16 protein-coding genes are annotated in these 16573 nt (G+C 68.0%); 6 read left to right on the top strand and 10 right to left on the bottom strand.

Going from position 1 to position 16573, the window contains the following annotated elements; genetic code table 11:
• Nucleotides 1-32: 32 nt before the first annotated feature.
• The 5 genes from ACFQ4E_RS09955 to ACFQ4E_RS09935 all read right to left on the bottom strand — a co-directional run bounded on the left by ACFQ4E_RS09955 (nucleotide 33) and on the right by ACFQ4E_RS09935 (nucleotide 5435).
• Nucleotides 33-1346 carry an NAD(P)/FAD-dependent oxidoreductase gene (locus tag ACFQ4E_RS09955; RefSeq protein WP_386803096.1) on the bottom strand — a complete coding sequence of 438 codons (1314 nt, stop codon included), beginning with the start codon at nucleotides 1344-1346 and terminating at the stop codon, nucleotides 33-35.
• On the bottom strand, nucleotides 1343-2164 hold the full coding sequence (locus tag ACFQ4E_RS09950; RefSeq protein ID WP_386803094.1) for an ABC transporter permease: 822 nt from the start codon (nucleotides 2162-2164) through the stop codon (nucleotides 1343-1345). Before ACFQ4E_RS09950 ends, ACFQ4E_RS09955 begins: the two co-directional genes overlap by 4 nt.
• Nucleotides 2165-2246: 82 nt before the next feature.
• Nucleotides 2247-3137: an ABC transporter permease subunit gene (locus ACFQ4E_RS09945; protein WP_386803092.1), complete on the bottom strand. Its 891-nt coding sequence runs from the start codon at nucleotides 3135-3137 to the stop codon at nucleotides 2247-2249.
• Between the two features lie 3 nt (nucleotides 3138-3140).
• Nucleotides 3141-4265: an ABC transporter ATP-binding protein gene (locus ACFQ4E_RS09940; protein WP_386803090.1), complete on the bottom strand. Its 1125-nt coding sequence runs from the start codon at nucleotides 4263-4265 to the stop codon at nucleotides 3141-3143.
• A gap of 84 nt (nucleotides 4266-4349) precedes the next feature.
• Nucleotides 4350-5435, bottom strand: coding sequence for a polyamine ABC transporter substrate-binding protein (locus ACFQ4E_RS09935; protein WP_386803088.1), 1086 nt, complete (start codon nucleotides 5433-5435; stop codon nucleotides 4350-4352).
• A gap of 145 nt (nucleotides 5436-5580) precedes the next feature.
• Between ACFQ4E_RS09935 and ACFQ4E_RS09930 the strand changes: the two genes are divergently transcribed.
• From ACFQ4E_RS09930 to ACFQ4E_RS09920, 3 genes are all read left to right on the top strand, one after another.
• The gene (locus ACFQ4E_RS09930) at nucleotides 5581-6294 is read left to right on the top strand and encodes a GntR family transcriptional regulator (RefSeq protein ID WP_386803086.1); all 714 of its coding nucleotides are present in this window, start codon (nucleotides 5581-5583) and stop codon (nucleotides 6292-6294) included.
• 150 nt (nucleotides 6295-6444) lie between these two features.
• Nucleotides 6445-7848, top strand: a complete 1404-nt coding sequence (locus ACFQ4E_RS09925) for an aspartate aminotransferase family protein (protein WP_386803084.1) — start codon at nucleotides 6445-6447, stop codon at nucleotides 7846-7848.
• Between the two features lie 62 nt (nucleotides 7849-7910).
• Nucleotides 7911-8894: a zinc-binding metallopeptidase family protein gene (locus ACFQ4E_RS09920; RefSeq protein ID WP_386803082.1), complete on the top strand. Its 984-nt coding sequence runs from the start codon at nucleotides 7911-7913 to the stop codon at nucleotides 8892-8894.
• On the opposite strand, the gene ACFQ4E_RS09915 is transcribed toward ACFQ4E_RS09920, so the two are convergent.
• From ACFQ4E_RS09915 to ilvD, 5 genes are all read right to left on the bottom strand, one after another.
• Entirely contained in the window at nucleotides 8878-9798 is a 921-nt protein-coding gene (locus tag ACFQ4E_RS09915; protein ID WP_386803081.1) for a DMT family transporter, read from the bottom strand. The genes ACFQ4E_RS09920 and ACFQ4E_RS09915 overlap by 17 nt on opposite strands.
• 84 nt (nucleotides 9799-9882) lie before the next feature.
• Nucleotides 9883-10260, bottom strand: coding sequence for a hypothetical protein (locus ACFQ4E_RS09910; protein WP_386803079.1), 378 nt, complete (start codon nucleotides 10258-10260; stop codon nucleotides 9883-9885).
• A 20-nt stretch (nucleotides 10261-10280) separates the two neighbouring features.
• The gene (locus ACFQ4E_RS09905) at nucleotides 10281-11054 is read right to left on the bottom strand and encodes a DUF6478 family protein (RefSeq protein ID WP_386803077.1); all 774 of its coding nucleotides are present in this window, start codon (nucleotides 11052-11054) and stop codon (nucleotides 10281-10283) included.
• A gap of 155 nt (nucleotides 11055-11209) precedes the next feature.
• Nucleotides 11210-11920 carry a dihydroxy-acid dehydratase gene (locus tag ACFQ4E_RS09900; RefSeq protein WP_386803075.1) on the bottom strand — a complete coding sequence of 237 codons (711 nt, stop codon included), beginning with the start codon at nucleotides 11918-11920 and terminating at the stop codon, nucleotides 11210-11212.
• The gene (gene ilvD / locus ACFQ4E_RS09895) at nucleotides 11901-13634 is read right to left on the bottom strand and encodes a dihydroxy-acid dehydratase (protein WP_386803073.1); all 1734 of its coding nucleotides are present in this window, start codon (nucleotides 13632-13634) and stop codon (nucleotides 11901-11903) included. Before ilvD ends, ACFQ4E_RS09900 begins: the two co-directional genes overlap by 20 nt.
• A gap of 109 nt (nucleotides 13635-13743) precedes the next feature.
• Here ilvD and ACFQ4E_RS09890 point away from each other — a divergent pair, with 109 nt between their 5' ends.
• The 3 genes from ACFQ4E_RS09890 to ACFQ4E_RS09880 all read left to right on the top strand — a co-directional run.
• A complete protein-coding gene (locus tag ACFQ4E_RS09890; protein ID WP_386803071.1) occupies nucleotides 13744-14655 on the top strand; it encodes a CPBP family intramembrane glutamic endopeptidase in 912 nt (303 codons plus the stop codon).
• Nucleotides 14656-14742: 87 nt separating this feature from the next.
• The gene (accD, locus tag ACFQ4E_RS09885) at nucleotides 14743-15663 is read left to right on the top strand and encodes an acetyl-CoA carboxylase, carboxyltransferase subunit beta (RefSeq protein WP_386803069.1); all 921 of its coding nucleotides are present in this window, start codon (nucleotides 14743-14745) and stop codon (nucleotides 15661-15663) included.
• A gap of 21 nt (nucleotides 15664-15684) precedes the next feature.
• A partial coding sequence (locus ACFQ4E_RS09880) for a bifunctional folylpolyglutamate synthase/dihydrofolate synthase (RefSeq protein WP_386803067.1) occupies nucleotides 15685-16573 on the top strand: 889 nt, incomplete at its 3' end.

Raw genomic sequence — 16573 nt, 5'->3', positions numbered from 1 at the left:
GCGGGCGGGCGCGAGTCAAGCGCGCCCCGGCGCTAGAGGTCGAGCGTCTCCGCCGCCGCATAGGCCGGAGCCAGGAGCCAGCGCCGGAAGCGCCCCAGCGGAAAGCGCCGCGGCGGGGCCGAGAGCACCGCGGGGACAGGCGCGCCTGTGGTCATCTGCGCAGCCAGGAGTCTGCCCGAATGGCTCGACATCGCGACGCCGTTGCCGTGATAGCCCAGGGACGCGTGCAGGCCGGGATGACCGGGCACCGGGCCGACATAGGGGGTGAGATTGGCCATCAGGCAGATCAGCCCCGACCAGTCATGGGTGATCTCGACATCGCGCCACTCGGGAAACATCGCGTGGAAATCGCGCCGGATGCGTGCCCTGAGCCGCGCGACGCTCGCGGGGCGCGCGGAGAGCCCGCCCCGCATCCCGAAGAGGAACCGCCCGTTCGGGAGCTTCCGGAAATAGTGCAGAAGCCTCCGCGAATCGTAGGACATCTGCGCACTGGTCCAGCCCTGCCGCTGCTGTTCCTCCGGCGTGAGCGGGCGCGTCACGATGATCGAGCTTTGCACCGGCAGGGTCCGCGCCCTGAGCCAGTCGGGCAGATCCTCGGACGAGTAGCCGTTGGTGGCAATGACCACCTGGTCGGCGCGGATCTCGCCCTCAGGCGTGGTCAGCCGCCAGTGCGCCCCGTCGCGGACAAGCCCGGTGACCGGGCTTTCCGAGAAACAGGCGACGCCCGCCTCCATCGCCGCGCGCGCGAGACCGTGATGGTATTTGCGGGGGTTGAGCGCGAAGCCGATGGGAAGGGTCAGCGCGCCGTGGAACGTCCCGCCGAGACCCTCCTGCCGCAGCGCGTCCCGCTCGGTCAGGCGCGGCTCGGTGCCGTAGGCTTGGGCGGCCTCCTCGGCCTCGGCGCGCAGCCGCGCCATCGCCCGGGGTGTGTGGGCGAGGCAGGTCTCGCCCTCCGAATGGGTGTCGGCGTCGATCCCGTGCTCCGCCAGCCGTCCCGCCACCGTGTCGATCGAGGCGATCTGCGTGGCGTGCCACTCCGCGAGCCCTTCGGCCCCGAAGCGGCGGCGCAGGAGCGCCTCGGGCGCCTTGGCGCCGCCCAGGCAGCAGAACCCGCCATTGCGCCCCGAGGCGCCCCAGCCGGGCGTCTCAGCCTCGAGAAGTGCGACCCGCGCGCCGGAGGCCGCGAGGTCGAGCGCGGCGTTCAACCCGGTGAAGCCACCGCCGATCACCGCGACATCGGCCCGTTCGGAGCCCCTGAGACGCGGCCAGTCGGGCGCGCTCACGGTCTCGGCCCAGTAGCAGCCGGGCTCGGGACCGTAGGCGGCGCTCTCGTAGATGCGCCTCATTCGGTGACGCGGACCGCCGCCTGTTCCTCGCGCGCCCGGTTGGTGGCCTGCCGCTTCGAGATGATCGACGCGGTGATCACGCCGACCGTCACCACCGCGATCATCAGGGTCGAGAGCGCGTTGATCTGCGGGCTGACGCCGAGCCGGACCGAAGAGAAGATCTTGATCGGCAGGGTCGTCGCCGAGGGGCCGGTGGTGAAGCTCGCGATCACCAGGTCGTCGAGCGACAGGGTGAAGGCCAGAAGCCAGCCCGAGATCACCGCCGGAGCGATGATCGGCAGGGTCACGAGCCGGAAGGCCTGGAAGGGCGAGCAGCCGAGATCGAGCGCCGCCTCCTCGAGCGCCTGGTCGAAGCTCGCGAGCCGCGAGGAGACGACGACCGAGACGTAGCACATCGAGAAGGTCGTGTGCGCGAGCACGATGGTGAAGATGCCCCGGTCGAGGCCGATCCCGATGAAGAGCAGGAGGAGCGAGAGGCCGGTGATGACCTCGGGCATGACAAGCGGCGCGTAGATCATGCCGGAGAAGAGCGTGCGCCCCGGAAAGCGCCCGGCCCGCACGATCACCGCCGCCGCCATGGTGCCCAGAAGCGTCGCGAGCGTGGAGGAGAAGACCGCGACCCGGATCGTGACCCAGGCGGCGTCGAGGAACTCCTGGTCGCGCAGAAGCTCAGCGTACCACTTGGTCGAGAACCCCGCCCAGACGGTGACGAGCTTCGATTCGTTGAAGCTGTAGATCACCAGGATCAGCATCGGCAGGTAGAGAAAGGCAAAGCCCAGCGTCAGCGAGGTGGCGTTGAACCACGAAAACCGTCTCATGCCGCTCTCCCCTTGGCGCCCGGTCGGATCGGTGCCGGATTTCGAACCGAAATCCGCGCGAAATTCGGATCGAATTTCGGCCTCATCCCTCGGCCTCCCGCGCTTTCTGCTCGTTGCGCTGGAACAGCACGATGGGCACGATCAGGATCAGCAGGAGCACGATCGCCACCGCCGATGCCACCGGCCAGTCGCGGTTCGAGAAGAACTCCTCCCAGAGCACCTTGCCGATCATCAGCGTGTCCGACCCGCCCAGAAGCGACGGGATCACGAACTCGCCGATGGCCGGAATGAAGACCAGGAAGCACCCCGCGACGATGCCGGCCCGCGACAGCGGGATCGTCACCAGCCAGAAGGCCGAGAGCTTCGAGCAGCCCAGATCCTCGGCCGCCTCGAGCAGGCTCTCGTCCATCTTCTCGAGCGTGGCGTAGATCGGCAGGATCATGAACGGCAGGTAGGTGTAGACGATGCCGATATAGACCGCCGTGTTCGTGGCGAGGATCTGCAGCGGCGCGTCGATCAGGCCCGTCCACATCAGGAACTGGTTCAGGAACCCCTCGCCCGAGAGGATCCCGATCCACGAGTAGACCCGGATCAGGAAGGACGTCCAGAACGGCAGGATCACCAGCATCAGGAGCGTCGGACGCCATTCCGGGGCCGCGCGCGCCATGCCGTAGGCGATGGGATAGCCTACCGCGAGGGTGATCAGCGTCGAGACCCCCGCGATCTTCAGGGACGACAGGTAGGAGCGCCAGTAGAGGTCGTCCCCCGTCAGGAACACGAAATTCTCGAAATCGAGCGCGCCGAAGAAGTTCTTGATGCCCTCCCAGCCGGCCGAGAGATCGAGCGTCGGCGTGTAGGGCGGGATCGCCAGGGCGATGTCCGAGAGCGAGATCTTCAGGACGATCAGGAACGGCACCAGGAACAGCGCCAGGAGCCAGAGATACGGCAGCGCGATCAGGGCGAAGCGGCGCATCCCTCAGCGCTCCAGGAGGACACCGGCGGTGTCCGTGAAGCTCAGGTAGACCTTGTCCTCCCAGGTGATGCCGCGATTGGCGAGACGGCGCGTGTTGGCGGTCTGCGCCTTGAAGATCTGCCCGTTGGCGAGCCGCACGTGATAGGTCGAGATGTTGCCGAGATAGCCGATGTCGATCACCTCGCCCTCGAGCACGTTGTTGCGCCCCTCGGGCCGCTCCTTGGCGATGGCGACCTTCTCGGGGCGGATGGCGAAATGCACCCGCTCGGCCCCTGTGAGCGGCTGGGACGGCGTGCCGGTGATCGGCGGCTGGCCCTCGGCCCAGTGCAGCTTGATCTGCTCGCCCTCGGGCTCGGCCCGGCCGTCGACGATGTTCACGTCGCCGATGAAATCCGCGACATAGACCGAGTTCGGCGCCTCGTAGATGCGATCCGGCGTGTCGACCTGCACGAGCCGTCCCTCGTCCATCACCGCGACGCGCGAGGCCACGGTCATGGCCTCTTCCTGGTCATGGGTCACGATGACGAAGGTGGTCCCGGTCGATTCCTGGATGTCCATCAGCTCGAACTGCGTCTCCTCGCGCAGCTTCTTGTCGAGCGCGCCCAGGGGCTCGTCGAGAAGCAGGAGCTTCGGCGCCTTGGCGAGGCTGCGCGCCAGCGCCACGCGCTGACGCTGGCCGCCGGAGATCTGGTGCGGCTTGCGCTTTTCGAATTTCTTCAGACGGGTCAGCCGCAGCATCTCGTCGACGCGGGCCTCGATCTCGTCCTTGGGCTTGCCCTCGCGCTTCAGGCCGAAGGCGATGTTCTCCCAGACCGACAGGTGCGGAAACAGCGCGTAGCTCTGGAACATCATGTTCACCGCCCGCTTGTTCGGCGGCACCGGCGCCATGTCCTGCCCCGAGAGCAGGATCTTGCCCTCGGTGATGGTCTCGAACCCCGCGAGCATCCGCATCATCGTGGTCTTGCCGCAGCCCGACGGCCCGAGCAGCGCGAAGAACTCCTTCGCGTAGATATCGAGCGTCAGGTCGTCGATGGCGGTGAAATCGCCGAACCGCTTGGTCACGCCCTTGAACTGGATCAGGGGCTCTTCGTTCGGGTCGTCCCAGGGGGCAAAGACCTTCTGGTTCATGGGGCGCGTCTCCGCTCGTCCGGGGGGATGGTCACATACGAAGCGGCCCGCACCGTGGTGGTGCGGGCCGCGAGGATCAGGCGATCAGACGCCCGATTTGATCTCGGTCCAGAGCCGGGTCACGTCGCGCTGAACGCGCGGCGGGTAGGGCGTGGTGGTGAAGAGATTGTCGAGCGTCTCCTGATCCGGGTAGATCGCCGGGTCGCCGATGACGTCCTCGTTCAGGAACTCCTGCGACGCCTTGTTGCCATTGGCGTAGTAGACGTAGTTCGACGCCGCCGCCATGTTCTGGGCATCCATGATGAAGTTCAGGAACGCGTGCGCCTGCTCGGGGTTCGGTGCGTCGACCGGAATCGCCATCTGGTCGAACCACATCTGCGCACCTTCGGTCGGGATCACGTATTCCACGGTCACGCCGTTATCGGCCTCGACCGCGCGGTCGCGCGCCTGAAGGATGTCGCCGGACCAGCCGACGGCCACGCAGATGTCGCCGTTGGCGAGCGCGTTGATGTATTCCGACGAGTGGAACTTCTGGATGTGCGGACGGATCGGCTCGTAGACCTCCATCGCGCGGGCGATCACCTCGGGATCGTGGCTGTCGGGGTTCTCGCCCAGGTAGTTCAGCGCCGCGGGGATCATCTCTGCGGGCGCGTCGAGGAAATGCACGCCGCATCCTGCGAGCTTTTCCATGTTCTCGGGCTTGAAGACGAGATCCCAGGAGTTCATCGGCACGTCTTCACCGAGCGCTTCCTTGACCTTGTCGACGTTCACGCCGATGCCGGTGGTGCCCCACATGTAGTTGATCGAGTACTCCGCGCCCGGGTCATAGGCCTCGGTGCGGTCGGTGACGACGGACCACATGTTCTCGATATTGGGCAGCTGGCTCTTGTCCAGCTTCTGGAACGCGCCGGCCTGGATCTGACGCTGCAGGAAGGTGCCGGTCGGAACCACGACGTCGTAGCCCGAGGAGCCGGCGAGCATCTTGGTCTCCAGCACTTCGTTCGAATCGAACACGTCGTAGGTCAGGTCGATTCCGGTCTCTTCCTCGAACTTGGTCAGCAGGTCCTCGTCGATATAGTCGGACCAGTTGTAGACGCGCACTTCCTGCGCCTGAACGGCGCCAGCCGCGAGCGCGGCGGCGGCGGTCAGTGTGAGCAGCGTTTTTGTCATCTTCTTCTCCCAGGTGCAGACAGAGCCTCTTGCTCTTTGCTGACCAAATTTGATCAAATGTTGTCTCAAGAGGCAACAGGCAGATGTTTCCATGCTGCCCTAGACCATGCAAGATGGACCGATCGGGCCGGGAGGACAGGTGCTTATGGTCGCGAAAGTGATGGATTTTCGGGCAGATCGCGACGACAGCGGCGCAGGCGCGGGTCTGCCCGCGCATGAGCAGGTCTACCGTCGGCTGCGCGACATGATTCTCTTTGGCGAGCTCGAACCGGGGCAGCCGGTGACGATTCAGGGTCTCACCGTCACGCTCGCGGCGGGCATGACGCCAGTGCGCGAAGCGCTGCGGCGGCTGACCGCCGAGGGCGCGCTCGAGTTCCAGGGAAACCGCCGGATCTGCGTGCCCGTGCTGAACGCGGCGGCCGTCGAGGAGCTGACCGTGGCGCGCGGGGCGCTCGAGCCCGAGCTGGCGCGCTGCGCCACGTCGCGGGCAACGCCCGAGGATCTCGACCGCCTGACCGAGATCGACGCCCGGCTCGACCATGCCATCGCGCGCGGCGATCTCGCGGGCTACCTGCGGGAAAACCACAGCTTCCACGAAGAGCTGAACCTCCTCGCCGCCGCGCCGATCCTGACCTCGGTCGTCGAGGGGCTCTGGCTGCGCTTCGGCCCCTCTCTGCGCGTCGTTTGCGGACAGGTCGGCACGCGCAACCTGCCCGACCAGCACAAGGCGCTGCTCGACGCAATGGCGCGCAAGGATGCCGAAGAGGCCGCCCGCGCGATGGCCGAGGACGTCGCCCAGGGCATGGCGCAGATCGCCGAAGCGCTGCAGGACAGCGACGGCGGCGCGCCCCGCGCCTGACACCTGGCGCGTCGACATCCGCCTGACCAAAACCTGACGCCGCCGCGCAATGCCGCCTTGCAGAGGCACAATTCGTCGATTCCATTGACCTTCCAAAAATTTGATCATATTTTTCCGCCAACCCTCCCCTCAATCAGGAAAGGCGCGCGCATGGCCCAGATCACCAATTCGATGCCGACCGCCGAAATGCAGGCGCTCGATGCCGCACATCACATGCATCCCTTCACCCACGGCGCCGATCTCGGCAAGAAGGGCGCCCGCATCATCACCCGCGCCGACGGCGTCTGGCTGACCGACAGCGAAGGCCACCGCATCCTCGACGGCATGGCCGGTCTCTGGTGCGTGAATGTCGGCTACGGCCGGCAGGAGCTTGTCGATGCGGCGACCCGGCAGATGTCCGAGCTGCCGTTCTACAACACCTTCTTCCAGACCTCGCACCTGCCCGCGATCAAGCTCGCGGAGCGGCTGGCGCAGCTGGCGCCCGGCGATCTGAACCACGTCTTCTTCGCCGGATCGGGTTCGGAGGCCAATGACACCAACCTGCGCATGGTCCGCACCTATTGGGAGCTGAAGGGTCAGCCCTCGAAAAAGGCGGTGATCTCGCGCTGGAACGCCTATCACGGCTCGTCGGTGGGCTCCGGCTCGCTCGGTGGCATGAAGGGCATGCACGCGCAGGGCGGCATGCCGATCCCCGACATCCACCATATCGACCAGCCCAACTGGTGGGCCGAGGGCGGCGACATGTCGCCCGAAGAGTTCGGCCTCGCCCGGGCGCGGCTTCTCGAGGAGAAAATCCTCGAGCTCGGCCCCGAGAACGTCGCCGCCTTCATCGCCGAGCCGGTGCAGGGCGCCGGTGGCGTGATCATCCCGCCCGAGACCTACTGGCCGGAGATCAGCCGGATCTTGAAGGAATACGGCATCCTCCTGATCGCCGACGAGGTGATCTGCGGCTTCGGGCGCACCGGCAACTGGTTCGGCAGCCAGACCATGGGGATCGAGCCCGACATCATGACCATCGCCAAGGGCCTGTCCTCGGGCTACCTGCCCATCGGCGGCTCCATCGTGTCCTCCGAGATCGCGCAGGTGATCGGCGATGCCGAGTTCAACCACGGCTACACCTATTCGGGCCATCCCGTGGCCGCCGCCGTGGCGCTGGAAAACCTGCGCATCCTCGACGAGGACGGCATCGTCGACGCCGTGCGCGACCGCACCGGTCCCTACCTGCAGAAGAAGTTCAAGGGTCTGACCGAGCATCCGCTCGTCGGCGAGGCGACCATCGTCGGCATGATGGGCTCCATCGCGCTGACGCCGGACAAGGACAGCCGCGCCGCCTTCGAGGCCGAATCCGGCACCGTCGGCTATATCTGCCGCGAGCGCTGCTTTGCCAACGACCTGGTGATGCGCCATGTCGGCGACCGCATGATCATCTCGCCGCCGCTGGTCATTTCCGAGGCCGAGATCGACACGCTGATCGAGCGCGCCTGGACCAGCCTCGACGAATGTCACGCCGAGTTGAAGCGGCAGGGGCTGATGAAAGCCGCCCGCGCCGCCTGAGAAACGGGAACCGGAGCGCGCCGCGCGCGGTTCGCTCCGGCACCCTTTCTTTTCGAGGCGTCATGCAAGTCTTCACCTGTCCGCTCTGCGCGGCCGATCTCTACTTCCACAACACGGTCTGCAACTGCGGGCACGAGATCGTCTTCAATCCCGGCTCGCAGACCATGATCGCCGCGACGGACACCTGCGCCAACCGCGACCGGATCGGCTGCAACTGGCGCACCGAGGGCGACGCGCTCTGCCGCGCCTGCGAGACCACCGAGACAGTGCCGGATCTGGGCGCGTCGGAAAATCTCGGGCGCTGGAGAGAGACCGAACAGGTCAAGCGGCGCATGTTCGCCAACCTCGCCCGCTGGGGCTGGTTCACGCCGGGCGACCCCGGCGCGCGCCCGGTCTTCCGCCTGCTGTCCGAGGAGACCGCGAGCGGCGCGGCGCAGGTGACGATGGGCCATGCCGACGGTCTCATCACCATCAATGTCAGCGAAGCCGACGAGGCGACCCGCGCGCAGCGGCAGGAGGACATGGGCGAGCTCTACCGCACCATGCTCGGCCATCTCCGCCACGAGACCGCACATTTCCTTTTCGTCAGGCTCTCGGAACAGCCCGAATTCCTCGACGCCTTCCGCGCGCTCTTCGGCGACGAGCGCGAGGATTACGGCGCCGCGCTCAAGGCCCATTACGCCGATCCGGACGCGCCCGGTTCGGACCATGTCTCGAGCTACGCCACCGCCCATCCGCACGAGGACTGGGCCGAGACCGTCGCGCATCTTTTGCATCTCGTCGATCTTCTGGACAGCGCCGTCGCGGTCTCCATCGCCGGGCCGGACCTGCCCGGACCGGGTTACGACGCCTATGCCGACAGCGACACCGATGCGCTGATCGAACGCGCGATCTCGGTCTCGATCGCGGTCAACCATGTCAACCGCGCGCTCGACCTGCCCGATCTCTACCCGTTCGTTCTGAGGGACGGCGTGCGCACCAAGCTCGCCTTCGCCCATCGCTGGCTCCGGCATGGCCCCGAAAGCGGCCTCAGCCCTGCGGCGTGAGGCCCGCCTTCCGCGCCCGTCCCCGCTCCAGTCCCAGCTGACGCTCGCGCCAGATGATCAGGCAGCCCGCCGCGATCACGATCAGCGTGCCGACCAGCATCCAGCCCGTCGGCACGTCGCCGAAGACCACGTAGCCGATGGCCGTGGCGAAGAGGATCGAGGCATAGTCGAACGGTGCCAAGAGCCCCGCCTCGCCGAACCTGTAGGCCGAGGTCAGCAGGATCTGCGCCACCCCGCCGATGAGCCCCGCGATGATCAGCATCGCCGCCTGCCCGGGCTCGGGCATGACCCAGCCGAAGGGCACGGTCGCGAGCGAGAACACCGTCGCGGTCAGCGAGAAATAGAAGACGATGGCCGAGGTCTCCTCGACCTTGGCGAGCCGCCGGATCTGGATCTGCGCCAGCGCCCGGAAAACCGAGGACAGAAGCACGACGCCCACCCCCATCGCCGCGCCGGTGCCGAGATCGTCGAAGGTCAGCCGCGGCCAGAGGATCACGAGCACGCCCAAGAGCCCGAGCGCCACCGCGCTCAGGCGGAACCGGCGCACCACTTCGCCCAGGAAGATCGCGCCGAAGATCACCGTGAGGAGCGGCGCGGCGAAGCCGATGGCCGTGACCTCGGGCAGCGGCAGCAAGCCGAGGCCGGTGAAGGCAAGCCCCATCGCCGTCACACCGATCAGCCCGCGCCAGAGATGGCCGAGCGGGTCCTGGGTCTTGAGGCCGGTGCGCAGCTCGCGCCGCCACAGGAGCCAGGCGACGATCACCCAGAGCGCGAAGAACGATCGGAAGAACACCGCCTCGCCCGCCGGGACATCCGTGGCCGTCGCCTTGATCAGGGCCGCCATGACGACGAAGAGCACGACGGAGCCGAGCTTGAGGAGGATGGCGAGGCTGGCCTGCGACATGAGGGGTCCCGGTGGTGGTTGGCGCGACACTGCTCCCGGGCCGTCACAAGGTCAACCCACCTGACCTGTCTCGACCCGCCCCGGTCAGCTCGTCTCCAGGCAGTGCCGCCGAAACGCGCGTTTGAGCATGTCGAGCTCTTCGCGCAGAAGCGCCACCTCGGCGCGCAGGTCGTCGCCCAGCGCCTCGCCCGAGATCATCGAGAAGCTGCCGAGTGTCACGCCGCTATCGGCCTCGGAGATCAGCACCGTCTGCACGCCGTCGCCGATCATCTCGGGCGGGATCGGCACCCTGAGAAGCCAGCGCCCGGCCTCGTCGGTCTCGGAAATCGACGCCCCATCGACGGGCCGGTCGTAGAGCGACACCGCAACCTGCGGCGTGCGCGCCTCGGCGTCGGCGGCCAGGATCAGCCCTTCCCAGACGCCCGAGGCGAAGCGGAGTTTCTCCAGCGTGTAAGTGTCCATGCGCGCCCCGTCCCTCCGGTTCAGATCTCCGCCCGCGGGCGGCGGCTGAAGGTCAGATCGCGCAGGATGACCTGGTTCATCTCCGGTCCCTCGAAAATGATGTCGAGCCAGAGCTTCTCGATCCGCTTCTCGTTGAGTTTGGTGTAGGCGAGGTCGAACTCGACCCGCCTGTCGGCCTCGTGCAGCGGCAGCTCGCGGACCAGCTGTTCGACATTCGGCCCGTGCTTGATGTTGAGCCGCAGGAAGATCTCGAGCGGCTTCTCCATCTCGACGATGGCGTCAACCCGGATCAGGTGGCGGCGCTTCAGGCCTTGCGCCGCCTGCTCCGGCAGGTCGAGCGCGAGCGACAGGTAGGAGCCGTCGAAGCGGAACACGTCGAGCCGGAGCGCATAAGGCGCCAGATCGGCCTCGCGGGTGTTGCGCAGCTGGCGGAGCGTCAGCTCCGAGATGGCGCAGTCGTGAAAGAGCGTCGCCTCGCGGCCCAGCATCTCGCCCGAAGGCACGGTCGACCGGCCCGGCCGCGCCAGGGGCCCGGTCCAGATCTCGGGCCGCCAGGCCCAGTCGGCGTCATGCGGGCGCGGAAAGGACTGGCTGCCGATCATCGGCAGCGCCAGACGGCCATCGGCAAAGTGGATCAGGCGGTCGAGCGGTTCGCGAAGGGCCCGCGCGGCGCTGCGCTGGCGCCGGAGCTCAACCGGGTCGGCACCGGTCATGCCCGCGGCTGCCGCGCGCCAGCGCCGCAAAGCCGCAAGATGAACCACACGGTCCCAGAATCGACGTCGCTGCCCTGCCATGCGCCTACCGCTCACCCCTCCGCCGGCCTGTCGGCGGGGCCGCGCTTCCCGCGCGGCATTTGCCGCATCATGGCATGTTACGGCTTGACGATAAACGGGGAATTACCGTGAGGCGGCGGGGCTGTGACCGCCGCCTCACGGGACATGCAAAGGCCTCAGCCGCCCGACCCTGCGGCATCCGCCGCGTTCGACCGGTCGCTGAGCGTCGAGATGCTCTCGTAGACCTCGATCATCAGCCGCTGGCCCTGGTCGCCCGCGAGAACGCTGTCGCGCGGCGCGTAGAGCGCGAGGCTCACGAGCCGGCCGTTCTGCTGGAAGACACCCCGCCAGTGGCGCGGATCGCCGTCTTCCAGCGCCTGGTCGCCGCCGGTGTCGAGACGCACCAGCACGAAGCCCTCGGGCGCCTCGGCGGGCCGCGCCGGGGCGCCGGTCAGCCGCGCGAAGGTCTCGGCGCTCGGCAGGTCGATCCCGCGCCGACGCGGGCCGACGGTGACCGTCAGGAGAAGCGGCTCCACCACCGGCGGTGCCTCGGCATCGACGATCCGCGCGCAGGGCCCCAGCGCGGCAAAGGCGCCCTGGCGGCTGGTGCGCAGCGAGCGGGGGTCGATGCAATAGCCCTCGAGCCCGCCCACGACGATGTCGCCCCGCGCAAGTTCGACGGCAGCGGGCGGCTCGACGCCGGTGCCGCCATTGGGATCGGACATGGCCTCGAGCCCGGCCCCGGCCTCGGGCCCGACAAGACCCGAGAGGAAGCCGCGCGTCGGGGCGACCGTGCCGTCGGGCGCGACTTCGCAGGCCGCGAGGCCCAGCGCCAGGGCGCCCGCTGAGAGCGCGCGGGCTGCGCGATCAAAGATCGGCATAGACATGGCGCTCGGCCTCCGCCCCGGGATGGGTGACCGCGCCCTTGTAGGTCTCGCCAACGAGCTGCGCGTATTTCCAAAGCGCGCCCGAGGCATAGATCGTCTCGCGCGGACCGGCCCAGGCCTCCTTGCGCTTGGCCATCTCGTCCTCGGTCAGGTCGACGCTGATCTCGCCCTTGATGGCGTCGATGGTGATGACGTCGCCGTTCTCGAGAAGCGCGATCGGGCCGCACTGCGCCGCTTCGGGACCGACATGGCCCACGCAGAAGCCGCGGGTCGCGCCGGAGAAGCGGCCATCGGTGATCAGCGCCACCTTCTTGCCCATGCCCTGGCCCGAGAGCGCGGCGGTCGTCGCCAGCATCTCGCGCATGCCGGGGCCGCCGGCCGGACCCTCGTTGCGGATGACGAGCACCTCGCCCTCCTTGTATTCGCGCGCCTTCACCGCGGCGAAGGCATCCTCTTCGCATTCGAAGACCCGCGCCGGACCCGAGAAGACCTGCTCTTCGGGGCTCATGCCCGCAACCTTCACGATGGCGCCCTGCGGCGCGAGGTTGCCCTTGAGACCCACGACACCGCCGGTCTTGGTGATCGGCGTCTCGATCGGATAGATCACCTTGCCGTCGGCCTCGCGCTCGATCAGGTCGAGCTCCTCGCCCATCGAGCGGCCCGAGGCGGTGATGCAGTCCTCGTGGAGAAGCCCCGCCTTGCGCAGCTCCTTCATCACCACCGGAACGCCGCCGACCTCGTAGAGATCCTTGGCGACATACTGCCCGCCGGGCTTCAGATCGACGAAATAGGGGGTGTCGCGGAAGATCTCGCAGACATCGTCGAGGAAGAAGTCGATCCCCGCCTCATGCGCGATGGCCGGAAGGTGCAGGCCCGCATTGGTCGAGCCGCCCGTGCAGGCCACGACCCGCGCCGCGTTCTCGAGCGATTTGAGCGTGACCACGTCGCGCGCCCGGATGCGCTTTTCGAGCAGGTTCATCACCGCGATGCCCGAGGCGGTGCCGTACTGGTCGCGGCTCTCGTAGGGCGCGGGCGCACCCGAGGAGTTCAGGAGCGCCAGGCCAATCGCCTCGGAGACGCAGGCCATGGTGTTGGCGGTGAACTGGCCGCCGCAGGCCCCCGCCGAGGGGCAGGCGACGCGCTCGAGCGCGGCGAGCTCCTCGTCCGAGTTCTGGCCCGCCTGGTGACGGCCCACGGCCTCGAAGACGTCCTGCACGGTCACGTCGCGGCCCTGGAACCGGCCCGGCATGATCGAGCCACCATAGATGAAGACCGACGGCACGTTCAGACGCACCATCGCCATCATCATCCCCGGCAGCGACTTGTCGCAGCCCGCGAGACCGACGAGCGCGTCATAGCAATGCCCGCGCATGGTCAGCTCGACCGTGTCGGCGATGGCCTCGCGCGAGGCGAGCGAGGAGCGCATCCCCTCGTGGCCCATCGCGATGCCGTCGGTCACGGTGATGGTGGTGAACTCGCGCGGCGTGCCCGAGGCTTCCTTGACCCCGAGCTTCACCGCCTGCGCCTGACGGTTCAGCGCGATGTTGCAGGGCGCGGCCTCGTTCCAGCAGGTGGCGACGCCGACGAGCGGCTGGTGAATCTCGTCTTCGGACATGCCCATCGCGTAGTAATACGAACGGTGCGGCGCGCGGGCCGGACCCTCCGTGACATGGCGGCTGGGCAGTTTCGACTTGTCGAAGGGGCGCTTGAGCATGGGGGACCTCCCGGGAAACGTTGCACCACGGCATACAAAAGCGCCCCAACCTTCACAAGCATTGCCGCTTGCGCTTGCGGCGAACGGCCAATGACTTACCTCTCGTCCGATGTCCGGACCCGCTCCTTCCGCCCCCGCGCCCCGGCGCTATGCCGCACACGAGGCGCTGGTCGCCCCGGGGCGGTCGCGTCCCGAGCTCTGGCGGCTGGGCCTCGGGATCGTGCTGGCGGTGGCCACGACCTTTTTGATCGGCCAGATCGCGCTGACCACCGCGCTGATCCTCGGCGGCACCGACACGCTGACCACGCTCATCACCGGAGAAGGCCCGCAGGGGCTGATCCTGCTCCTGATGGCGATGGGCGGCATGGCGCTCGGCGCGGCGCTCGCCGCACGGCTTCTCCATTCGCGGAGCTTCGGGAGCCTTCTCGGACCGCGCGCGGCCTTCGTGCCGCAGTTCCTGAACGTGCTCCTCTGGACCGGCGCGATCAATCTGGGCGTGGTGGTCTTCGTCTACGGGCTCGGCGACATGGAGCTGCAGGAGAATCTGCCGATGGGGCGCTGGCTCGGGCTTCTGCCGCTTGCCATCGTCGCGATCCTGATCCAGACCGGTAGCGAGGAAATCCTCTTCCGCGGCTACCTGCAAAGCCAGCTCGCCGCGCGGTTCCGAAGCCGCCTCGTCTGGATGCTGGTGCCGTCGGCGGCCTTCGCGCTCGGGCATTTCGCCCCGGCGGCCTATGGCGGCAACGCGCTCAGCATCGTCGCCTGGACCTTTGCCTTCGGCCTCGCCGCCGCCGATCTCACGGCGCGCGCGGGCACGCTCGGCCCGGCCATCGCGCTGCATTTCACCAACAACGCGATCGTCCTCCTCTGGGTGTCGCTCGACGGTCCGATGTCGGGCCTCGCGCGTTACACCCTGCCCTTCGGGGCCGACGACGTCGACGCGGTCTCCGCCGCGATGCCGGTGGATTTCGCGCTTCTGGGGATCGGCTGGCTCGCCGCCCGGGTCGCCATCCGCCGCTGACCCCGGAGGCCGCCGCACGCCACGCGCGATTGCAATTCCCGCCTGCGCCGCCTAGATCCGCCCCAAGGATCGCAACGGAAGCGGCGCATGAACTGGATCAGCAATTACGTCCGGCCTCGGATCAACTCGATCTTCTCGCGCCGCGAGGTGCCCGAGAACCTCTGGACCAAGTGCCCGTCCTGCGGGACCATGCTGTTCCACCGCGAACTGGCCGACAATCTCAATGTCTGCGGCGATTGCGGGCATCACATGCAGATCACGCCGCGCCAGCGCTTCCATGCGCTCTTCGACAGCGGCGTCTACTCGACCGTCGATATCCCCGAGCCCCTGCCCGATCCGCTGCATTTCCGCGATCAGAAGCGCTATCCCGACCGGATGAAGGCCGCCCAGCGCGACACCGGCGAGGTCGAGGCGATGCTGGTCGCGACCGGCGAGATCGGCAAGACGCCCATCGTCGCCGCCGCGCAGGACTTCTCGTTCATGGGCGGCTCGATGGGGATGTTCGTCGGCAACGCCATCATCAAGGCCGCGGAAGAGGCCGTGCGCCTCAAGCGCCCGCTGGTGCTTTTCTCGGCCGCGGGCGGCGCCCGCATGCAGGAAGGCATCCTGTCGCTGATGCAGATGCCGCGCACCACGGTCGCGGTGCAGATGCTGCGCGAACACAAGCTTCCCTACATCGTCGTGCTGACCCACCCCACCACGGGCGGCGTCACCGCGTCCTACGCCATGCTAGGTGATGTCCATATCGCCGAGCCGCAGGCGCTGATCTGCTTCGCGGGCCCGCGCGTGATCGAACAGACCATCCGCGAGAAGCTCCCCGAGGGCTTCCAGCGCGCCGAATACCTGCTCGAGCACGGGATGCTCGACCGCGTCACCGACCGCCGCAAGATGCGCGAAGAGCTGATCGTGATCCTGCGCATGCTGATGGGCATGCCGCCGCCGGTCTGGGGCGAACTGCCCGCGCCGGAGACGCTGGAGACCAGCGATCCGGCGAAATCCGACGACTGACCCGGCACGGACAGGCCCCACATGGACGCCCGCACTTCCGACCTCATCCTCGCGCGGATGATGGCGCTGCATCCCAAGGTCATCGACCTGACGCTCGACCGCGTGCATCGGCTCCTGGCCGCGCTCGACCACCCCGAGCGCAGCCTGCCGCCGGTGATCCATGTCGCCGGGACGAACGGCAAGGGCTCGACCCTCGCGATGATCCGCGCCGGGCTCGAAGCCTCGGGCAAGACCGCCCATGTCTATACCTCGCCGCATCTGGTCCGCTTCCACGAGCGCATCCGGCTCGCCGGTGAGCTGATCACCGAAGAGGCGCTGACCGCGCTTCTGGACGAGGCCTATGCCGCCAATGGCGCCGATCCGATCACCTATTTCGAGATCACGACCTGCGCCGCGCTCCTGGCCTTCGCCCGCACGCCCGCCGATCACACGCTTCTCGAAGTGGGTCTCGGCGGACGGCTCGACGCGACCAACGTGATCGACCGCCCGGCGCTGACGGTGATCACGCCCGTGGCGATGGATCACGAAAGTTTCCTTGGCGACACGCTCGAGAAGATCGCCTTCGAAAAGGCCGGGATCCTCAAGCGCGGGGTTCCCTGCGTGGTCGGCCGGCAGGACGAGCGCGCGCTCGCCGTGATCGAGGCGCGCGCCGCCGAACTGGGCGCGCCGCTTCTGGCGCGCGGGCAGCACTGGCATTCCTGGGAAGAGCGCGGGCGGCTGGTCTACCAGGACGAGACCGGCCTTCTGGACCTGCCGCTTCCGAACCTTCCCGGCCCCCACCAGATCGACAACGCGGGCGCCGCGCTGGCCGCGCTGCGTCACCTGGGGATCGGCGACGAGGCCTGCGAGGCCGCCGTCACCCGCGCCGAATGGCCCGCGCGGATGCAGCGCCTGCGCCGGGGTCCCTTGG

Origin of the sequence: Litorisediminicola beolgyonensis (assembly GCF_042679605.1) — a bacterium.
GTDB lineage: Bacteria > Pseudomonadota > Alphaproteobacteria > Rhodobacterales > Rhodobacteraceae > Litorisediminicola > Litorisediminicola beolgyonensis.
This window is presented reverse-complemented; position numbering and strand designations above follow the sequence as displayed.